Source organism: Zobellella sp. DQSA1 (genome assembly GCF_041950555.1).
Classification (GTDB): domain Bacteria; phylum Pseudomonadota; class Gammaproteobacteria; order Enterobacterales; family Aeromonadaceae; genus Oceanimonas.
The window spans coordinates 3627250-3646322 of sequence record NZ_CP169531.1 but is presented as its reverse complement, the minus strand read 5'-3'; the positions used below and the strand labels follow the sequence as shown (position 1 = coordinate 3646322).

Sequence of the window (19073 nt, the reverse complement as noted above, 5' to 3'; positions counted from 1 at the left end):
TTGTCCATCCTGCCTGTATCCGGCGTATTACGCTTTTAGGTCAATGAGTTATCGTAGCCAACTTTCTATAGCAAAAACAGGCACAATGGCGGCATATTTCATTTATAAGGAATTAGTTTGATAGGTCGCTATTCCACAGGTGTGCACACCGAACCACATCCTGAACTTGGCACCAATTCGACATACAGGGATTTTCGTCCGACGATGACAGCAAGCGTTGGGCGTTTGTCCCGACGCTTTTTTGATAAACGGCTCCATTCCGATCTATCGAGGCTAGAAGGATGAGGATAGTCTTCCGGGTGGGTGTGCCATTCGCCCAAATAACGGATGGTTCCCTGACTTGCTGTCCATCGAGACTGGGCGATAGCTTCGTGACCAAGCGGCATTCGCTCGAACAAGTAGCGAAACCGTTTGTCCCATGCCGTGGGAACTGTCGCTTGCTCAATGAGCATGTGGGTTCCATGAACGGAACCGAGCAGAAGCCCACCAGCTTCGCAGTCGACATCATGGGTCTGGATATGCTGACAGAATGTCTCCAGCGTTGAGTCCGAGAAATGGAGCAGTGTCCTCCTATTGTCGGTAGCCCAGGAACTCATGAACTGCATAGGGGGCACTCCCGATCCTTAAGGGGATCACAATCGGGGGTGGCAAGTTGCTGGGTGCGGTCGAGCAGTCTGGTTCGCAAAGCAGGGGAATAGATTCCGTTGACCCAGTCAAGAGCCATCTCAGCACCAAGACTGGCAGCGTGCACCGACACCGAAGCGGGAAACGGTACGTACAAGCCTTCACACCCGTGCCCGGCTAAGATAGCAGGAAGAGGAGCAACAATGGAGCGGAGTTCGCTTCTTCTGTTTCTATGCCAAAGACATCGGTAGCATGCACCAGATGTGTTCATTCTCAGGAGCGTGCGGACAGCCGTTCCCGGTCCCTCGATCCAGACCGAGAGCATGGGCATCGGAGCCGGATAGTTGCCGCACAGCCAATGTCCGAGCGATTCCTCTCCAGTGGCGTCTATGAGCAAATCCAGCTTTCCCAACTGAGCTTGCCTTACATCCACAGGGAGGGCGCGAATATCGGCAACTGGCGCCAAGCGCTTGAGCTCTTTCGCCATGGCCTCGGCTTTGTTCGACAGCAAGTCCGGAAATCCCAGGCGATGCCGTCCGATGTTCTGTGGAAGAAGGTAATCGCAATCCACCAAAGTGAGCTTTCCGCCACATGTCCCCGCCCCAGCCTTGACCAGCATATCCGACAAATATCCGCCGATCGTGCCGCATCCAACAACGGCCAAGTTCTTACCTGCAAGCGTCTTTGACTTAGGTATATTCCGCTGGGCAAGGTACCGATCGTCGATTCTGACCACTGAGACGGGCGCCGCCTTTAATCCAAAGCTCGAATCCCTGCGATCTGAGAGCTTGCCCTTTTGGACTTGGCGTTGGCGATCATAGAGAACCGCAAAGCCATACGTCATCAATGGAGACTCGATAACGATCAGAACGCCGTTAGCCCTCTTCCTTTCTCCTTCCTTGATGCGCTCGTGAATCTTGCGCCGGCACCGAGGGTCAAGGGTGCTTTGCCATGCCAAGATATCCGCAACTGTTTCGGGAGGCCAACGGCTGGTCAGCGGGCGAGGTTGAGCGCTGGTCTTGAGCCGGTAAGTCAGCACCGTTTGATCGGTGACTTGGTAGCCGAGCGACTCCAGCTTCTTCGTTGTTCGATCTTCGTTGTCGGTGATGAACCACAAAGAATTCCTATTGGTCTGCGCGACGATGCAGTTCTGTCGCCCCAGGTCTTCGCCCTGTATGTCCACAAAGCAAAGCCATCCATCCCAATAGGCGAAAAACTCTTCCGTAAGATCTTCAATCATCTCCCCCTTCAAGATCTGCCCGAGCACGACGGCGGCGCGTTGCAAGCATGCCAGCGACTGTCCAACAGGATCGTAGATGTCCAGAACGACCGTGCCTTTGGCTAGATAGCAAAGGCCACCACCTGCACCAAGATGAGGAACCGCAGCGGGTAGCTCGGGAGGAATTTCCAGCAGCCGGATGCGAGGCAAGTCGAAGAACGCAGGGTCGAACTGAACTTCGCATGGACAGCCCTTGTCCGCTTGGGGTGGGGTCAACTGCCCGTGCAGCCTGAACCAGCCGTCATCCGTCTTGCCGACAAACTTGAAGCCGCGCTGCTTGAAGGCCTCGATCACGTCTGCGACTGCTATGGCACTGTTCATCCAGCTTTCGTTCGCCCGATAAGTTCACTCGGACCGGCGGTGGCGGGAGCCGCAGCAATGGTGGCGGCAACGGACACCACTTTGACTCGATCCGGCTCGTTCGGAAAGCGCGGGCCGAATTCGCCTCGCATCCAGATGCAGGCCTGTGAAGGACTGCTGGCGTCGGTGGCTCCGCGAAGCACCTTCTCGAATTCTTCGAATGCCTTGGCCGCGTCTTCGACACCCGCTTGGCCAAGTCGCTCTGTGAGTGATTCGGACTCTTCCACGGGGTTGTTCACTCCTCCACGTAACCGTGCTGGCAGTGCTGTAACGACATCCAACAGGGCGAGGTCGTCACGTCGGTCACGTTTCTCAAAGAGCGGGGCCGCGGCCGCCATCAACAGAATCGAAGTAGGCCCGCCGTTGGACCACTTCCAATCGCGGAAGGCTTTCAGGTAGCGAACCACACGCCGGAACTGCTCCCCCTTGGCTGTCACTTCTGCCAAGAACCATTCCTTCACGCGCCTGGGGTCGGAAGGCATCCAGTCGCATTCACGATGAGCCAAGAGTACCTTGTCAGCGGGGAGCGCCGTCCAGGTATCCTGCTCCGCCATATTTACCGCTTCCGATAGCGAATCGTAGCCATGCTGATCCATCGACGCCTTTAGAATCGCAAACTCTTCGTCTGGGATGGCATATAGAGGAATATCGATATGGGCGAATGTAGCAATGACGATGCGGATGCACGTTGGCTTATCGGTGACAATCCTCCACCGGTTTTCTTCTACCAGCGGCCTTAATGCTTCTTCCGCAGCGGCAAAGAATACCGTCGCTGCAGTGCTGGGACGCTTCGTCTGTGAAACGAAACTCATTGGCAGATAGCAGCCATCATCGACATCCGCTTGTTGAGGGGGTTTTGCTGGAGAATTTAGTGTTTTGTATGCCCATGACCCTTGCGTGAAGAAACGGGGTTGGGGGACACCTTCCGTGTATCCATTTGCCCTTAATACGCGTGGAATACCTGTGCGCAGGCAGTCTCTGACATCTGTACGTGCGTTGGCAATTAAGGCGCGCTGCTCAGAAGTCAGCTCCAGATCGTCGTGCAAGCAGGATTCGTCATCAAGGGTGGTGAAGAAAAGTGGGCTCAAGTTCAGCATGCGTCCTCCGAAACATTTTTGTTGGGACCGTGATAGAAGATGGGGGGGCCAGCCTGGTGCTCTCGAAATGGTTTGAAAAGTGGGTTGCCGAGCGCACGCTGAGCCGCGTGGCTTCCACGATCCTTGAGTGTATTCGTGGCGCCGATGGAAACCCTATCCAGCGCCTTCACGTCCTTGCTTTGATCCGGTGTCGCCTTGTCGTCGATCTGGAAGTAGTTATCACCCAACGACTGTTGCAGCATGTAGTCTACCGACGATTCCTGTGCGGAGATCACTAGGTCAAAAAGTCCTCCGCGCCACTTCCCAAACCCACGGTCGAGACTGGCGCCGCCGCGGACGGTTGCACCGATGGTCATCGTTCCAATGGCGAGGATCCGAACCCGTGCATTCTCCTGATCCGACGTCAAGAAGGTCTTGACTTCGTGTAACCCGAACAGGCCCGGGGCATTGCCCACTAGTCCTCCATCCGCGAAGACCCCACGGTCATTACGCGCAAGTGGAAAATAGACCGGCGCGGCGGCAGTTGCCAACGCCACATCAACGACCTTCATACGGTGATCCAGCTCAAAGGATGGATGGTGCGGTGTCTTGAAGAACTGCCCGAGACCAGTTGAGTAGTTGACTGCCGGCACAAGAACACGATGCTTTAGGTCGCCTATAGTGGTCTCTTGGAAGCGCTCGGTCAGTACTTCTCGCAAGCCCGCCGAGTCATGCTTTGCTGTCAACCAGAATCCCAGAAGTCTCCGTGGAAGGCTGCGGGAACCAAAGATGCGGCTGCCCTGTTCTTCAAACAGTGCCTTGAGTTCGTAGGCCGGAATCTCCGCAGCCAGCCCCAAAGCCAGCATCCCTCCTGCCGATGTGCCGCAAATCAGATCAAAGTGCGAAGCTATAGGACGGCCCAGCACGGTTTCGAGCTCGGCGAGAACCGTGGCGGTGTACAGGCCGCGATAGCCTCCACCCGACAGGGCGAGCACATGGTAGGTAGGAATGTCAGCCATGGCTCCTTAGCTTCTCGGGGGAAAGGGGTCGTTGCCATGGCTATCCTTGTCACGGATACGGCCATCCGGGCGATGGATGATGAGCTCGGACTTCTGGTTACGTGCAATATCCCGCGCAGCATCTATTGCTTGTTGCTGCGTGTCATGCACAGAGGTTGCTCGCTGATTGCCAGCGTCTTTGACGGCCCAACCGTATTGGTGAGGAACAACATGCTGATTTTTGCCTGCCATAGTGGATCTCCTAGAGTTGAATCGTCGGAACTTCGGCCAGCCGGCCGTTTTGTCATCGGATGGCCGCTGTAGCAAAATTGTTGCTCATTCAAATAGTAGGAAGGTCAAGACAGTCCAACCCAGAGCAAGTGTAAACCTGTATCTGTTGTCTGTCTGGGCAAAAATGTATCAGAGTCAGCTCTTTGCGGCAAATACCTGGGGGGTGTCATTGAATGCAACTGGTGCTGGTTGGAACCGCGTAGCAGTTCTTCCTACAGGACGGATATTGCAAACAAGACCGTCACTGAGTGCGAGCAGGAAATCTTCCAAGTACCGAATCAAGCCTGCTCCAGGTCGAACTTCGAATACTCATCCTTGATGTCCAGGAATTCCGGCACATACGGGGTATTGATGGAGACGTCGGGCGTGACTACTCCAATCCCTGCTGCCACGCCCAATGTAATTACACCTCCGCCAAATTGATCATCTTGTGTCTCACGCTGAAAGCGCAGTTCCCCTCAGCCGGCCTGTGGGCGATCTTCTTTATCACTGTGGACACGTCCGGCTGTTTTTGATCGTCGGCGTTAAGGGTTAACCCGGCGTAGCCGATGCCTTCGGCACCCCGTCGCCGCGGTTTCAGCCGCGGGACACCACCGATGATATAAAACCGGCGCCGTTCGTCACACGGCTGAAGCCGTGTCTACCACTGCTTCGGGAACCGTGCTCATTGCCACCGGCAAGTCGCGGGACACCACTTGTCAGCAGGCTGACGGCGGGGATGCCCCGCCGCAGTTGTTGGATCAGCGGCCGAGATCGAGTCGGTAGAGACCGAAGCCGACGTCGTCGAGGCCGACAAACTCCATGGCATGGCGGCCGTGCCGGTGGATAAAGTCCGCGGCCTTTTCGCCGGGGGAGGTTTCAAACACCACCTGCAGCGGGGTGGTCCCGGCAACGGGGGCCAGGCGCCAGTTGTGATCCGTGCTGGGAACCACTTCTCCCTGCTCCCGGCTGACGCGACTGATGTAATCGGCCAGCACGGTCCGGTTCTCGTCGGGGGAGGCGAAGGCCACATGGTTTTCTCCGGTGCCGGCGAACTTGCCGCCGTAGGCCCGGTAGTTGTTGGTGGCGATCAGGAAGTCCTGTTCCGGATCCAGCGGCTGCCCTTCGAAGCGTAGCCGGGTAATGCGTTCCGCCGCCGGATTGACAAGCTCGCAATCGCCGTTGTAGCGGGCCGGCTGCGTCACGTCTATCTGGTATTCGACACCGTCTATCACGTCGAAATTGTAGGTACGAAAGCCTTCCCAGTTGAGCAGGGGCTGCAGCTGGCTCGAATACGGATCTATCCGGTTGAACATGCCCGCCGAGCATTCCAGCCATTCCTTCAGCTCCCGCCCCTTGACCCTGAGGGCGACCAGGGTGTTGGGATAAAGGTAGAGGTCCGCGGCATGGCGGTAGCTCAGCTCTCCCGCTTCCACCTCGGTGTATTCCCCCGGACCGTCCTTGCGGCCGCCGGCCTTGAAGGGGGCGGCGGCGGAGAGCACCGGCAAGCCTTCCAGATCCGGATCCCCCTGGATCATCCGTTGCACGTAATCCCGCTGGGCCATGTTGACCAACTGCACGGTGGGATCGTCCTGCACCAGGGCGAGGTAGCTGTACATGGGAGCGCTGGCGCGGCCGATGGGCTGGCCGACGAAGTCGCGGGTGGCCTGGTGATCGTCGGCCACGGCCTGGATCAGGGCGGGATCCGCCTCGGCCAGGGGCCGTTGTTCCCGGGCGTGGTAGACGGGGCGGGCGTGGCTGCGGGCGCTGGCGATCCGCCAGCCGTTATCGTCCTGCTCCAGGCGCAGGTCCATAATGCCGATATGGCTGCCCCAGCGGCCGGGCATGACCGCCGGCACGCCGTTGATGGTGCCTTGTTCCACGTCGACTCCGGGCAGTCCGGCAAAGTCCGGGCCGGGGAACACCGCATGGGAGTGGCCAAAGGCAATGGCGTCGATGCCCGGTACCTGGGACAGGTAGTAGACCGAGTTTTCCGCCAGCGCCCGGTAAGGCTCGGTGGACAGGCCCGAATGGGGGATGGCGATGATCAGGTCGGCGCCTTCCTCCTTCATTTTCGGTACCAGGCGGCGGGCGGTGGCGGTAATGTCTTCGGCCTTGACCCGGCCTTCCAGGTGCCGCCGGTCCCAAGTCATGATCTGGGGCGGCACGAAACCGATATAACCGACCTTGAGGCGGTGCCTGGCGCCGGCCGTGTCGCCGAATTCGTATTCCTTGATGAGATAGGGGCGAAAGAGCGGCTCGCCGCTCCCTGCATCCAGCACGTTGGCGCTGATATAGGGAAAACCGGCGCCGGCGATGGCGCTTTGGAGGAAATCCAGGCCGAAGTTGAACTCGTGGTTGCCGATATTGCCCACTTCGTAACCGAGCAGGTTCATGGCCTTGTAGGCGGGGTGTATCTCGCCCGGGGCCAGCCCCTTGCTGGCCATGTAATCCCCCATGGGACTGCCCTGGATCAGGTCGCCGTTGTCCACCAGCAGGTGGTTGCCGGCCTCCTGCCGGGCCTGGTGGATAAGCGTGGCTGCCCGCACCAGGCCGAGCTGTGCCGAAGGGGCATCCTTGAAGTAATCGAAGTCCATGATATTGGTATGGATGTCGGTGGTTTCGATGATCCTGAGTTCTATCTCGGCCGCGTTCGCCTGCCAGCCCAGCAGGCCGCCCAGCAGCAGGGCCAGGGTTCTTGATGGCATCGATTGTCTCCGTGCTGTGATTGTCGTTATGGTGGAACCGGTTTGTCATTATGATTCCATATGAAGCTAATTTCACCTTTACAACTTCTTTATATCCGCCCCGTTAATCTAAACACCCTTCTTATGCGTATTTTCGTAGGCTTGGCTCATGGCTTTACGGAGACTTCAAACCATGGCAAAAAAACGTATTGCGGTGATCGGCCTGGGCCGGTTCGGCACGGCCTTCTGCCGGGCGGCGCGGGGCGCCGGCCTGGAGGTGATGGCGATGGACTCGGATCAGGGGCGGGTGCACGCCATCGCCGATGACGTGGCCGAGGCGATTATCGCCGACGGCACCGACCCCAAAGTGACCGCCAGCATCGACTGGCGGCAGTTTTTCGCGGTGGTGGTGGCCATCGGCACCGATCTGCAGAGCAGCCTGATCACCATCCTCAACCTGAAGGAAGCGGGGGTGGAGGCGATCTGGTGTAAGACCCGTGACAGCTACCACCAGAAGCTGGCCCAGAAAATGGGCGTGAGCCGGGCCATCAACCCGGAGCAGGCCATGGGCGAGATGGTGGCGGCCTGGCTGGGCCACCCGGAGCTGTGTACCCGTCAGGTGCTGACCACCGGCCAGGTGGTGGCCGAAATCGAAGTCACCTCGGCCCATATCGAGCGCAACATCATGTCCCTGCTCGGGCGGCACCAGGTGAAGCTGCTGTCCCTGTCCCGCTACAAGGACTATCAGCCCGAGCAACTGGCCCAGGCGGGCCGGCTGCAGCCGGGCGATAAACTGTTGTTACTGGCCGGCGAGGAGCAACTGGAAGCATGTCTGCGCACCTTGTCCTGACCCACAAACGGCTGGGCTCGCCGGCACTGCTGCTGTTGCAGGGCTACCTGGCGCTGGCCCTGGCCGGCAGCCTGCTGCTGCTGTTGCCCGCGGCCCAGGTCACGCCGGTGGGCTGGCTCGACACCCTGTTCACCGCCGTGTCGGCGGTCACCGTCACCGGCCTGGTGGTGGTGGATACCGGCACCGACTATTCGGCCCTGGGCCAGACCATCATCGGCCTGCTGATCCAGCTCGGCGGCCTGGGCTACATGACCCTGGGGGCGGCGGCCATGCTGTCGTTCAATGCCAGCGTGGGCCTGCGCAACCAGGCCATGCTCAGCTCCTTCTGGCAGGTGGGGCCGGATCTGCGGCTGTCGGACGTGCTCCGCTTCTCCTTGCTGTTCAGCCTGGGGGTGGAGTCGGTGCTGACGGCGCTGTTTGCCCTGCACTGGGTGCCGCTGCTGGGCTGGCCACAGGGGCTGGGCACCAGCCTGTTCCACGCGGTGTCGGCCTTCAACAACGCCGGCTTCGCCCTGTTTGGCGACTCCCTGATGTCGGTATCGGCGGGCTGGATGGTGCTGGCTCACGCGGCGGGCTTTATCATCGGGGGCCTGGGCTTCGCCGTCATGTTCGAACTGCTGGTGCTGCGCCGCTGCCGCAGCGTGCATACCCGGCTGGTGCTCTGGGCCACCCTGACCCTGCTGGTGGTGGGCACCCTGCTGCTGCTGCTGTTCGAGCAGGAGCACAGCCTGTCCGGGTTGGGCTGGCAAGATCGCCTGCTGCACGCTTTCTTCCAGAACGCCACCACCCGTACCGCCGGCTTCAACAGCCTGGACATCGCCGAGATGAGCCCGGCCGGGCAGAGCTGGATGATGCTCAACATGGTGATCGGCGCCGGCCCCGGCTCCACCGCCGGCGGCATCCGCATCACCACCTTCGTGCTGCTGATCACCGGGGTGGTGGCGGCCCTGCAGGGCCGCACCGAAACCCGTATGCTGGGGCGCATGCTGGGGGTGGAATTTATGCTGCGGGCCGCCGGCATCCTGGTGATCACCCTGATCCTGCTGCTGCTGGTGACGCTGCTGGCCTTCTACCTGATGCCCGACGCGGATCCCTTTGTGATGATCTTCGAACTGATCTCGGCCTTGGGCACTGTGGGGCTGTCGACGGGCATGACCGGGGAGTTGAGTCCGGGAGGCAAAGTGCTCATCATGGCGGTCATGATGATTGGCAAGCTGAGCCCGGTGTATCTGTTTACCGCCCTGGCGGGCAACCCGGAGCGTCCGCTGCGCTACGCGGGAGGCCGTATTGCCCTGGGATAATCCACACTTGCCGCCCTGGCTGCCGAGCCTGGGCGGCCCCTTGCTGGCGGCGATGCTGTTGCTGCCGTTGCGGGGCTGGCTCACCACCACCGACATCGCCATGGCGCTGTTGTTGGTGGTGGCGGTGATAGCGGTGCGTCAGGGCAGCCGTCGCGCCAGCCTGGCTACGGTGCTGAGCGTGCTGCTGTTCGATGTGCTCTTCGTCGAACCCTACTACACCCTGCACGTGCACAACCTGGACTACCTGCTCACCTTCGGGGTGATGCTGGCGGTGGGCCTGCTGATCAGCCGGCTCAGCGGCCAGCTGCGCGGCCGGCTGGAACGGGTGCGGCAGTTGTTGCGCCAGCTCAGGGGCATGTTCCTGCTGGCCCGCGGCCTGCCCGGGCACGTCCGGCCCGAGGCCATGTACGACTTCGTGACCCAGTTGCTGGGGCGCCGGCTGGGCAGCCCGGTTACCATCAGCCCCGAGCCGCCGGCAGGAGGCGAGGCACTGCCGGTGCGGGACCGACATCGGCTGGTGGCATATCTCTGCTGTCCTGCCGAACCCTACAAGGCCAACCGCACCCTGTTGAGGGTGGCGGCTTCCCTGCTGGGCCAGTCCCTGACCCGGGCCCGTCTGGCCGGGGCCGAGCAGGAAGCGCGGCTGGAGGCGGAACTGGCCAGTGGCCGCAACGCCCTGCTGCGCTCCCTGTCCCACGACCTGCGCACGCCGCTGGCCAGCATCATGGGCAACGCCAGCATGCTGGCGGATCCCCAGCTGCGCCTGGGCGAAGCGGAATACCGGGAAATTGCCGAAGCCATCTACCAGCAGAGCCGGGTGCTGAGCAGCCATTTCGACAAGGTGATGGAACTCAACCGGGTGCAGCGCCAGGAGCAGCCGAGCCTGCAGGTGCTGATGCCGGAGGAGGTGGTCAGCGCCGCCCTGCGTCGGCGCGGCAGCCTGTTCGATACGGTGCGCTTTGACTTCGCCATCGACGACGGCACTCCGGTGCAGGGCGACGCCACCCTGCTGGAGATCGCCCTGGCCAACATGCTGGAGAATGCGGTGCGCCACGGCCAGGCGCCCTTCCGGCTGGAAGGGCACTGGCATGGCGAGCTCTACGCCTTTACCCTGAGCAACGGCTGCTGCGAGCGGGCGCCCCGGCCGCAGCGGGACGGCGGCGCCGGCCTGGGGGTGCCCATCTGCCGGGCGGTGGCGGACCTGCACCAGGGCGCCTTCTACCTGACTGAGAGTGATGACGGACGTACAACAATGGCCCGCCTGGTGTGGCCGGCCTGGAGAAAAGAAACATGACGGCCAACCAGCCTCATATCCTGATCATCGAAGACGACGCCTCCATGGCCCGTTTCCTGCAAACCCTGCTGCGCAGCCATGGCTACGGGGTGGAAGCGGCGGCCGGCGGCGCCGAGGGGCTGCGTTGCCTGAGTGCCCGCCCCCCTGAGCTGGTGTTGCTGGACCTGGGTTTGGGCGACATGGACGGAGTGGCGCTGCTGCGCGAGCTGCGTTCCTGGTCCGACATGCCGGTGATCGTGATCTCGGCCCGGGAGCGGGAAACGGAAAAGGTGGAGGCGCTGGATGCCGGTGCCGACGACTACCTGACCAAGCCCTTCGGCGCCCAGGAGCTGCTGGCGCGGATCCGGGTGGCCTTGCGCCGCCCCGGGCGGGACGCCGAACTGCCGCTGCAACTGGGGGACATCAGGGTCGATCCGGCGGCACGGCGGGTTTGTCGCCGAGGCGAGCCCCTGCACCTGACCCCCACCGAATACAAGCTGCTGCTGTTCCTGCTGCGCCATGCCGAGAAGGTGGTGACCCACCGCCAGATCCTGAGCGCGGTCTGGGGCCCCGCCCATGTGGAGCACCACGAATACGTGCGGGTGCACATGTCCCAGCTGCGCCAGAAGCTGGAAGCCCAGCCCGCCCATCCCCGCATCCTGCTTACCGAGCCGGGCATCGGCTACCGACTGGTGGTGCCTTAAGCTCGTGGCGAACGGCGCCGGTTTCCAAAAATCCGTCATGCCCGCGAAGGCGGGCATCCAGGAGCGGCCAGCACAGGTCTTGCTCCCGGCAGGGTGTGATGGACTCCCGCCTTCGCGGGAGTGACAGGAAGAGTGGCGAACGACGCCAATCCTGCGTTGCCGGCGGGATCCCGCGGCTAGGTCCCGCCCAGCAGCAGCGCCAGCAGCAGGATATTGCCGAGCAGCAGCAGCAGCGACAGCACCCGCCAGAAGGCGAGGGGATGGCGTTCCACCAGCGGCAGTTGCTCTTCGCGCAGGAAGGTCGGGTTGGGTTTCCTGAGATCGGCTTCCAGCTCGGACAGGGCCGGGTAGCGCTGTGCCGGGTCGAGGGCCACGGCCCGGCCGATGGCCTTGTCGACCCAGTGCGGCAGTTGTGGCTGGTACTGGCGCAGGGAGCGATAACGCAGGCGGTTGAGCTGGCCTCGCCCGCTGGCGGCGGCCAGCCGCTCGCCGTAGGGCAACTGGCCGCTGAGCAGCTGATAGAGGATGCAGCCCAGGGCGAACTGATCGGAGTGAGGACCTACCCGGGTGCCAAGCAGGTATTCCGGCGCTGTGTACTGCTTGGTACCGAGCAGGGTCTTGCGTTCCAGCGGGGTGGCGATATCGGCGATGCCGGCGATGCGGGCGGAGCCGAAGTCGATGATCTTGAGCAGGCCCTCGTCGCTGACCAGGATGTTGCCGGGCTTGAGGTCCTGATGCAGCATGTCCAGCCGGTGAAAGGCGCGCAGCCCCGTAATCAGCTGGGGCAGCAGCCGGCGCACCTCGCCCAGGGGCAGGGGGCCGTCGTCGTCCAGCACCTGTTCCAGGGTGCGACCCTCCAGGTATTCCAACACATAGTAGAGAAAGTGCCGGGGCCGTTGCTGCTCGATTACCCGTACCACATGAGGGCTGTTGATGCGCCGGCCCACCCACTCCTCCAACTGGAAGCGCTCCAGATAGGCGGGGTCGTCCTCGAAATTGACCGAGGGTGTCTTGAGCACCATCTTGTCGCCGCTGTCGGTGTCCACCGCCAGATAGAGCTGGCTGGTGGAACTGGCGTGCAGCTCGCGCAGGATGCGGTAGCCGTCCAGGATCATGCCCTGTTCCAGCTCCGGCGGAAACGGCAGGGCGGTGAGCCGGGCCACCACTTCGTCCACCTCCGGGCGGGGCAACTGGTCAATCCGCAGGATCTGGCAGCTGATATTGTCATCGCTGCCCCCGGCCAGGGCCGCCTCGCAGATGGCGGTGGCGCAGGCCTCCGGATCCGGGTACTGCTGCAATAGCCGCCGGAGTTCGCCGTCGGGCACGAATTCGTAGACGCCGTCGGTCAGCAGCAGGAAACGGTCACCATTTTCCGCCGGCAGCGACTTGTAGTCGATTTCCAGGCCGTAGTCGATGCCGAGGGCACGGCCCAGATATTCACGGTTATTGCCCAGACGAACGCGGTGATCCTGGGTCAGGGGCTCGAGGTCGCCGTTGCGCCACAGGTAGATGCGGCTGTCGCCCACGTGGAACAGGTGGGCGGTGGTGGACTTGAGCACCAGGGCGGAGAAGGTGGTGGCGGCGGAGCGGGATTCGTTGAGGAACTGGCTGCCCTGGCTGCACAGCCAGAGGTTGATGGCGGTGAGCACCTTGGCCCCGGACTGCTTGACCGACCAGCTGTCCGGGGTGCTGAAGTAGTCGGAGATAAAACCACGCACCGCCGACTGGCTGGCCAGGGCGGCCAGCTCGCTGCTGCTGATGCCGTCGGCCAGCACACAGGCCAGGCCCTTGGCGTCGAGCAACTGGGGATTGTCCGGGGCGTAGAAGCCCAGGGCATCCTGGTTTTCGGCTTTGCGCCCGGCCAGCGAATGCTGGCCGCAGCGAACGTTAAGGCTGGTGGTCAAAGGCTTCCCCTGGCGGTTCTTAATGGCGGTTCCGAGCGATGGATCACTCTCGGCAGCGGCCGGGTATCGCTAAGCAGACCCTCCGCGCCAGGGATGGCGCGGCGGAGCCCCCATGGATGGGTTTACGGCGTGTCTGCGTGCGGTATCCGGTCGATGTCGCAGCAACGACTTAGTGTACATCTATCATCTGCACCGTGCCGTCGGGCAGCACTTCCGCCATCTGGCCGCTCGGTTCGTCCATCAGCTGTACCGCCGCCATGGTCACGGCGGCCATGGTACAGATGACCCAGAAGAACACCTGGGGCGACACGAAGGACAGCACGGTGAGGAACACCACGGCGCCGACGTTGCCGTAGGCCCCGGTCATGCCGGCGATCTGGCCGGTGAGGCGGCGCTGGATCAGCGGTACCACGGCGAACACGGCACCCTGGCCGGCCTGCACGAAGAAGGAACAGGCCATGGTGGCCAGCACCGCCAGCACCAGCGGCCAACTGCTGTCCATCAGCCCCATCAGGAAAAAGCCCAGGGCGGCGCCGGCCAGGCTCAGGGTCAGGGTCCGCTTGCGGCCGAGACGGTCGCTGAAATGGCCGCCGCAGGGGCGGGACACCAGGTTCATAAAGGCGAAGGCCGAGGCCAGGATGCCCGCCTGCACCGCGCTGATGCCGAAGGTGTCGCTGAAGAACAGCGGCAACATGGACACCACCGCCAGCTCGGCGCCGAAGGTCGCCAGGTAGGCCAGGTTGAGTATCGCCACCTGCTTGAACTTGTAGCGGTGGATGCTCGGCACCGGCTTGTGGAACACCTCCTTGTTGACCTTGACGATATGGAACAGCTGCCAGGCGAAGAGGGCGGCCAGACCGGCATAGATGCCGTAGGTCGCGCTGGCGGACAGCAGGCTCACCCCTGCGGGTGACAGCTTCCAGGCCAGCAGGGCCAGGGCGGCGTACAGGGGGATGCTCATCAGGATATAGAGCACGAAGTCGCCCCTGCTGGTCACTTCCATGGCACCGGACTTCTTGGGTTTGAAGTAGGTGGAGCCCTTGGGCGTGTCGGACACGCTGAAGTAGTAGATAAAGGAGTACACCAGGGCGATGGCGCCGGTCAGGCCCAGGGCATAGCGCCAGCCATTATCGCCACCGAACAGCAGGGCGATGGCCGGCAGCACCATGGCGGCGGCGGCGGAGCCGAAGTTGCCCCAGCCGCCGTAAATGCCTTCGGCCAGGCCCACCTGCTTGGCGGGGAACCATTCGGAGATCATGCGGATGCCGATGACGAAACCGGCGCCGACAAAACCCAGCATAAAGCGGGCCAGCGCCATCTGCTCGAAGCTTTGGGCCAGGGCGAAGAAGAAGCAGATCAGGCTCGAAATGCCCAGCAGCAGCGAGTACATCACCTTGGGACCGAACTTGTCCACCAGCATGCCCACCACGATGCGGGCCGGTATGGTCAGGGCCACGTTGAGGATCAGCAGGGTGGATACCTGCTGGCTGGTCAGCCCCATGGAGTCACGGATAAATACCAGCAGGGGGGCGTGGTTGAACCAGACCACGAAGCTGATGAAAAACGCCAGCCAGGTCATATGCAGGATGCGGCTGTTGCCGCTGAAGGATAGAAGCTTGAGTTTTGAAGCAGACATGTAGGTGTTCTCGCAGAGTCCGTTACAACAGTGTTGTACGCACATAAGCCGGAATCATGCCAAGCTGACAATACTTTGTTTTTATTCACTATTATGCTTGAAGGGCAGGGCGGAGGGGCAGCCCGGGAGCACCAAGTTAAGGCGCTCCGGCGGTGGAATGCACAAACAATGTGCAGAAAAAGGTCTATTGCACCAAAGTGGTACCTCTAAAGTGGTACTCTTGCGCCATAAAGGTGCTTATGTACCCTTTTGCCGGTCCCGCCACAGTAGCCAGAGCCGGGTGTCCAGCTCCAACTGGTGATAGGTCGGCTCCATATGGCAGCACAGCTGGTAGAAGGCCTTGTTGTGATCCTTCTCTTTGAAGTGGGCCAGTTCGTGAACCACTATCATGCGCAGGAACTCCGGCGGCGCCTCCCTAAACAGGGCGGCGACGGTAATGCTGTTGTGGGCCTTGAGCTTGCTGCCCTGCACCCGCGACTGATAGGTGTGCATGCCGAGCGCCTGCTTGAGCACGTTGAGCTTGCTGTCGTAGCGTACCTGGCTGAGTTGCGGGCTCTTGCGCAGGTACTGGTTCCTGAGGCCGTTGATATAGTCGTACAGTGCCCTGTCGCTCTGGATTTGATGGCGGGCCGGGTACTTGCGCTGCAGGTAGCCGCCGAGACGGCCGCTTTCGAGCAATTCGCCGGCCTGGAGTTGAATGGTTTCCGGATAACCGGCCAGGTATTTGAGGGTGTTCACCAGAGAAGCCCCGTACTGCATAAACCGAGGCCCATTATACGCCGAAGCCGGGCGGCTTGTCCCCGCCGTGTCAGGCGTAACGCCGGCCCAGGGCCACGCAGGCCACCACGGCCAGGCAGATCCAGATGGCCTGGGCTGAGATCGGCTCGCCGAGCAGCAGGGCGGCGAACCAGAGGGCGCCGAACGGCTGCAGCAGCTGCACCTGACTGACCTGGGTCACGCCGCCCAGGGCCAGGCCCTTGTACCAGAAGAAAAAGCCCAGGAACATGCTGCAGCTGCCGAGGTAGAGGAAGCTCAGCCAGCCGGCCGGGCTGGTGAGGGCCGGTTCGGGGCGGCTCAGCCAGATCAGCGGTGCCAGCAGCGGCAGCGACAGCACCAGCGCCCAGCAGATCACCTGCCAGCTGCCCAGCTCCCGGGTCAGCCGCGCCCCTTCCGCATAGCCCAGGCCGCAGAGCACGCAGGCCAGCAACAGCCACAGATCCGCCAGTTGCCAGTGGCCCTGGGCCTGCTGACCGGCGTAGATCAGCACCAGCGCCGTGCCGGCCAGGGCGCACAACCAGAAGCCCACCTTGGGTCTGTGCCGGTGCAGCCAGGCGCCGGCCAGGGCGGTGCACAGGGGCAGCAGGGCGGTGACCAGCACGCTGTGGGTGGCCGACACCGTTTCCAGTGCGAGGGAGGAGAGGATGGGAAAACCGAACACCACCCCGGCGGCCACCACCGCCAGCCGGGCCCACTGGCGCCGGCTCGGCAGGGACTGACGCGTCGCCAGCAGCAGCAGCAGGGCCAGCGCCCCGCCCAGGCCGGCACGGCCGGCACCCACGAACAGGGCGGGCATTTCCTGCACCGCGATGCGGGTGGCGGGCAAGCCGGCGGAAAACATCATCACCCCGAGCAGGCCCCAGGCCATGCCGAGCAGGGGACGGGTATCGAGGGGAAGGGGGCTGGTGGTCTTCATGGCGGGCTCCGGTTGCTTGCTTTTGGCCAGCTTAGTCGCTTTACTACCGGACAATCAGGACACTTCTTATAAAACCGACCTAAGTGTACAGGTAGCAACGCCATGACAATTTCTGCCGTCGACTGGGCCTTCGACAAGGCCGACAGCCAGCCTTTCGTGGAGCAGCTGGTACGCCACGCCACCCAGGCCATCGGGGAGGGCCGCTGGAAGCCGGGGGAGAAACTGCCTTCCATCCGCGCCCTGGCCGAACAGCTGGAAGTAAGCCGTTTCACTGTGGCCGATGCCTACGAGCGGCTGGTGGCCGCCGGCCTGGTGGTCAGCCGCCAGGGCAGCGGCGTTTACGTGGCGCGCAGCCCGCAAACCCGCCGGCTGGTGCTGGAGGTGGACGCTTCCGCCAGCGCCATGGCCCAGGAGGTGGCGCTGCTGCGCCAGGTGATGGATACCGAGCGCTTCCGCTACAAGCCCGGCAGCGGCTGCCTGCCGGCGGATTGGCTTGGGGATCAGGACATCCGCTCCGCCCTGCGCGAGCTGGCCCGGCAGCCGGCGCCGCTCACCGAATACGGCACCGCTCAGGGCCATCCCGCCCTGCGCAGCCAGTTGGTGCTGCGGCTGGAACAGCTCAATATCCAGGCGGATCCGTCCCAGCTCCTGATGACCGCCAGCGCCTCTCACGGCGTGGATCTGGTGCTGCGCGCCCTGGTGCGGCCCGGCGACCGGGTGCTGGTGGACGATCCCGGCTTCTACAACTTTCTCACCCTATTGCGGCTGGTGGGGGCGGTGCCGGTGCCGGTGCCCCGGCGGCTGGAGGGACCGGATCTGGTGGTGCTGCGCCGAGTCCTGGCCGAACATCGACCGGTGCTTTACATCACCAATTCGGTGCTGAGCAACCCGGTGGGGGCCAGCGTCGGCCGCGGCCGGGCCTACAAGGTGCTGAGCCTGCTCGCCGAGCACCACTGCTGGCTGCTGGAAGACGATATCTACGCCGACTTCGACCCCCAGCAGAGCCTGCGCTATGCCAGCCTGGCCGGCTTCGAGCGGACCCTCTACCTGGGCAGCCTGTCCAAGACCCTGTCGGCGGACTTCCGGGTCGGCTTTATCGCCGGCAACCCGGCGATGATCGCCGAACTCACCGATATCAAGCTGATCACCGGCATGTCCACCTCCATCTCCACCGAGACCATCATGTACCGGCTGCTTACCGGCGGCCGCTACCGCCGCCATGTGGAGCAACTACGGCGGCGGCTGGACGAGGTGCGGGAGCACACCCTGGCACGCTTCGAGGAGATGGGTTTTCGGGTGGAGCTCCGTCCGGCGGGCGGCTTCTTCTGCTGGCTACGGCTGCCGGACGGCATCGGCGCCGGTCGGCTTACCGGCTTTGCGGCGGAGCAGGACATACTGCTGGCGCCGGGCCGTCATTTCAGCCGTCAGCCCGACGCGGACAGCCATATGCGCATCAACATCGCTCATTGCCAGCACGAGGCGGTGTGGCGTGGCCTGGACCAGGCCCTGGAACTGGCCGCTCAGCCCGCGGCCAGCTGAACCTGGATAAACTCGCGCAGGCGCCGGTCCCGGTTTTCCGGGTGTTCCCGGACGCAGGTGGTGCAGTAGTGGCCGCCGCGGGTGGTATAGAAGCGGCAGCAGCCGGCGCGGGTGCGGAAGCTGCGCCGGGCCAGCTCGCGGCCGGGGTGGTCCGGGTCCGGCAGGGCGATGTCGATGAAACCGGTCTTGCGGTTGTACAGCGGGGAGTCGGGGGTCTTGAGCACGGCCAGGGCGAGGGCCTTGGCCCGCGCTTCGCAGCCGAGCCGTTGGCCCGCATGCAGGAAGGCCTGCGCCACCGAGTCCGCTACCAGGCACCAGAGCCCCCGCTCGGGCAGGCCACTGCGGCGGTGCAGCAGGCTCACCAGCGGGGCTAGGTGGGCTTCCAGCCCGAGCCGCAGCCGCCGCTCGGCATCCTCTCCGGCGTCGGCCGGGTAGGGGGCGCAAAAGCGCAACAGCAGGCGCCGGGCGGTGCCTTCTCGGCCGTCATGCCGCCATGAATACTCCTCCATCTTCAGCGCCAGCTGCGCCGGGCCGAACCCGGGCAGCCGCCCGCCCAGCAGCAGCCCCGCCAGGGGCAGGGCCAGGTACCAGGCGTAGCGGCCGAGCAGGAAGGCGCAGCGGGTCTTGAGATCGGTGTCGGGGTAATGGCTGCCCTCGTGTTCGAGCCAACCTTCCAGCAGCTTGGAGCCGGGCGTCATCAGCGCCGCCGCCGGGGTCCAGTCCGGGCCGGCGGCGCCGGCGGACCAGCCGCTTTCCCCCAGCCGGGCCGACAGCTCGGCCAGCTCCTCGGCCAGGGTCGGGAGTGCCAGGGGGATCCGGAGGGAAGGGATTGCCTGCATGGGGTCCTCGTCGGGAAAAGGGCGGCCGGATTGGGCCAGC

The 19073-nt window shown here is 63.1% G+C and carries 16 protein-coding genes; 5 read left to right on the top strand and 11 right to left on the bottom strand.

Annotated features, from left to right (window positions below):
• Nucleotides 1-128: 128 nt before the first annotated feature.
• The 6 genes from ACEVBK_RS17380 to ACEVBK_RS17355 form a co-directional block, all read right to left on the bottom strand.
• Nucleotides 129-605, bottom strand: coding sequence for a Mov34/MPN/PAD-1 family protein (locus ACEVBK_RS17380; RefSeq protein ID WP_375056157.1), 477 nt, complete (start codon nt 603-605; stop codon nt 129-131).
• The gene (locus ACEVBK_RS17375; protein ID WP_375056156.1) at nt 593-2224 is read right to left on the bottom strand and encodes a ThiF family adenylyltransferase; all 1632 of its coding nucleotides are present in this window, start codon (nt 2222-2224) and stop codon (nt 593-595) included. Before ACEVBK_RS17375 ends, ACEVBK_RS17380 begins: the two co-directional genes overlap by 13 nt.
• The gene (locus ACEVBK_RS17370; RefSeq protein WP_375056155.1) at nt 2221-3360 is read right to left on the bottom strand and encodes a CBASS cGAMP synthase; all 1140 of its coding nucleotides are present in this window, start codon (nt 3358-3360) and stop codon (nt 2221-2223) included. The genes ACEVBK_RS17375 and ACEVBK_RS17370 overlap by 4 nt, the downstream gene beginning before the upstream one ends.
• Nucleotides 3354-4358 (bottom strand): CBASS cGAMP-activated phospholipase, encoded by a 1005-nt coding sequence (locus tag ACEVBK_RS17365; RefSeq protein WP_375056154.1) that lies wholly within the window; start codon nt 4356-4358, stop codon nt 3354-3356. The genes ACEVBK_RS17370 and ACEVBK_RS17365 overlap by 7 nt, the downstream gene beginning before the upstream one ends.
• A gap of 6 nt (nt 4359-4364) precedes the next feature.
• The gene (locus ACEVBK_RS17360; RefSeq protein ID WP_375056153.1) at nt 4365-4589 is read right to left on the bottom strand and encodes a DUF2188 domain-containing protein; all 225 of its coding nucleotides are present in this window, start codon (nt 4587-4589) and stop codon (nt 4365-4367) included.
• Nucleotides 4590-5368: 779 nt separating this feature from the next.
• Entirely contained in the window at nt 5369-7315 is a 1947-nt protein-coding gene (locus ACEVBK_RS17355) for a bifunctional 2',3'-cyclic-nucleotide 2'-phosphodiesterase/3'-nucleotidase (protein ID WP_375056152.1), read from the bottom strand.
• Between the two features lie 172 nt (nt 7316-7487).
• On the opposite strand from ACEVBK_RS17355, the gene ACEVBK_RS17350 reads away from it, so the two are divergent.
• From ACEVBK_RS17350 to ACEVBK_RS17335, 4 genes are read left to right on the top strand one after another with little or no spacing between them, the layout of a single operon-like run.
• The gene (locus ACEVBK_RS17350) at nt 7488-8144 is read left to right on the top strand and encodes a potassium channel family protein (RefSeq protein WP_375056151.1); all 657 of its coding nucleotides are present in this window, start codon (nt 7488-7490) and stop codon (nt 8142-8144) included.
• Nucleotides 8123-9445 (top strand): TrkH family potassium uptake protein, encoded by a 1323-nt coding sequence (locus ACEVBK_RS17345; RefSeq protein WP_375056150.1) that lies wholly within the window; start codon nt 8123-8125, stop codon nt 9443-9445. The genes ACEVBK_RS17350 and ACEVBK_RS17345 overlap by 22 nt, the downstream gene beginning before the upstream one ends.
• On the top strand, nt 9432-10739 hold the full coding sequence (locus ACEVBK_RS17340; protein ID WP_375056149.1) for a DUF4118 domain-containing protein: 1308 nt from the start codon (nt 9432-9434) through the stop codon (nt 10737-10739). Before ACEVBK_RS17345 ends, ACEVBK_RS17340 begins: the two co-directional genes overlap by 14 nt.
• On the top strand, nt 10736-11422 hold the full coding sequence (locus tag ACEVBK_RS17335) for a response regulator (protein ID WP_375056148.1): 687 nt from the start codon (nt 10736-10738) through the stop codon (nt 11420-11422). The genes ACEVBK_RS17340 and ACEVBK_RS17335 overlap by 4 nt, the downstream gene beginning before the upstream one ends.
• Nucleotides 11423-11598: 176 nt before the next feature.
• On the opposite strand, the gene ACEVBK_RS17330 is transcribed toward ACEVBK_RS17335, so the two are convergent.
• From ACEVBK_RS17330 to ACEVBK_RS17315, 4 genes are all read right to left on the bottom strand, one after another.
• On the bottom strand, nt 11599-13326 hold the full coding sequence (locus tag ACEVBK_RS17330) for a protein kinase (RefSeq protein WP_375056147.1): 1728 nt from the start codon (nt 13324-13326) through the stop codon (nt 11599-11601).
• Between the two features lie 169 nt (nt 13327-13495).
• Entirely contained in the window at nt 13496-14962 is a 1467-nt protein-coding gene (locus ACEVBK_RS17325; protein ID WP_375056146.1) for a NarK family nitrate/nitrite MFS transporter, read from the bottom strand.
• A gap of 237 nt (nt 14963-15199) precedes the next feature.
• The gene (locus ACEVBK_RS17320; RefSeq protein ID WP_375056145.1) at nt 15200-15700 is read right to left on the bottom strand and encodes a YgjP-like metallopeptidase domain-containing protein; all 501 of its coding nucleotides are present in this window, start codon (nt 15698-15700) and stop codon (nt 15200-15202) included.
• A gap of 70 nt (nt 15701-15770) precedes the next feature.
• The gene (locus ACEVBK_RS17315; RefSeq protein WP_375056144.1) at nt 15771-16655 is read right to left on the bottom strand and encodes a DMT family transporter; all 885 of its coding nucleotides are present in this window, start codon (nt 16653-16655) and stop codon (nt 15771-15773) included.
• 102 nt (nt 16656-16757) lie between these two features.
• Between ACEVBK_RS17315 and ACEVBK_RS17310 the strand changes: the two genes are divergently transcribed.
• A complete protein-coding gene (locus ACEVBK_RS17310; RefSeq protein WP_375056143.1) occupies nt 16758-18194 on the top strand; it encodes a PLP-dependent aminotransferase family protein in 1437 nt (478 codons plus the stop codon).
• Here ACEVBK_RS17310 and ACEVBK_RS17305 read toward each other — a convergent pair.
• Nucleotides 18176-19033, bottom strand: a complete 858-nt coding sequence (locus tag ACEVBK_RS17305; RefSeq protein WP_375056142.1) for a (2Fe-2S)-binding protein — start codon at nt 19031-19033, stop codon at nt 18176-18178. The two genes, ACEVBK_RS17310 and ACEVBK_RS17305, sit on opposite strands and share 19 nt — an antisense overlap.
• Between the last annotated feature and the right edge of the window lie 40 nt (nt 19034-19073).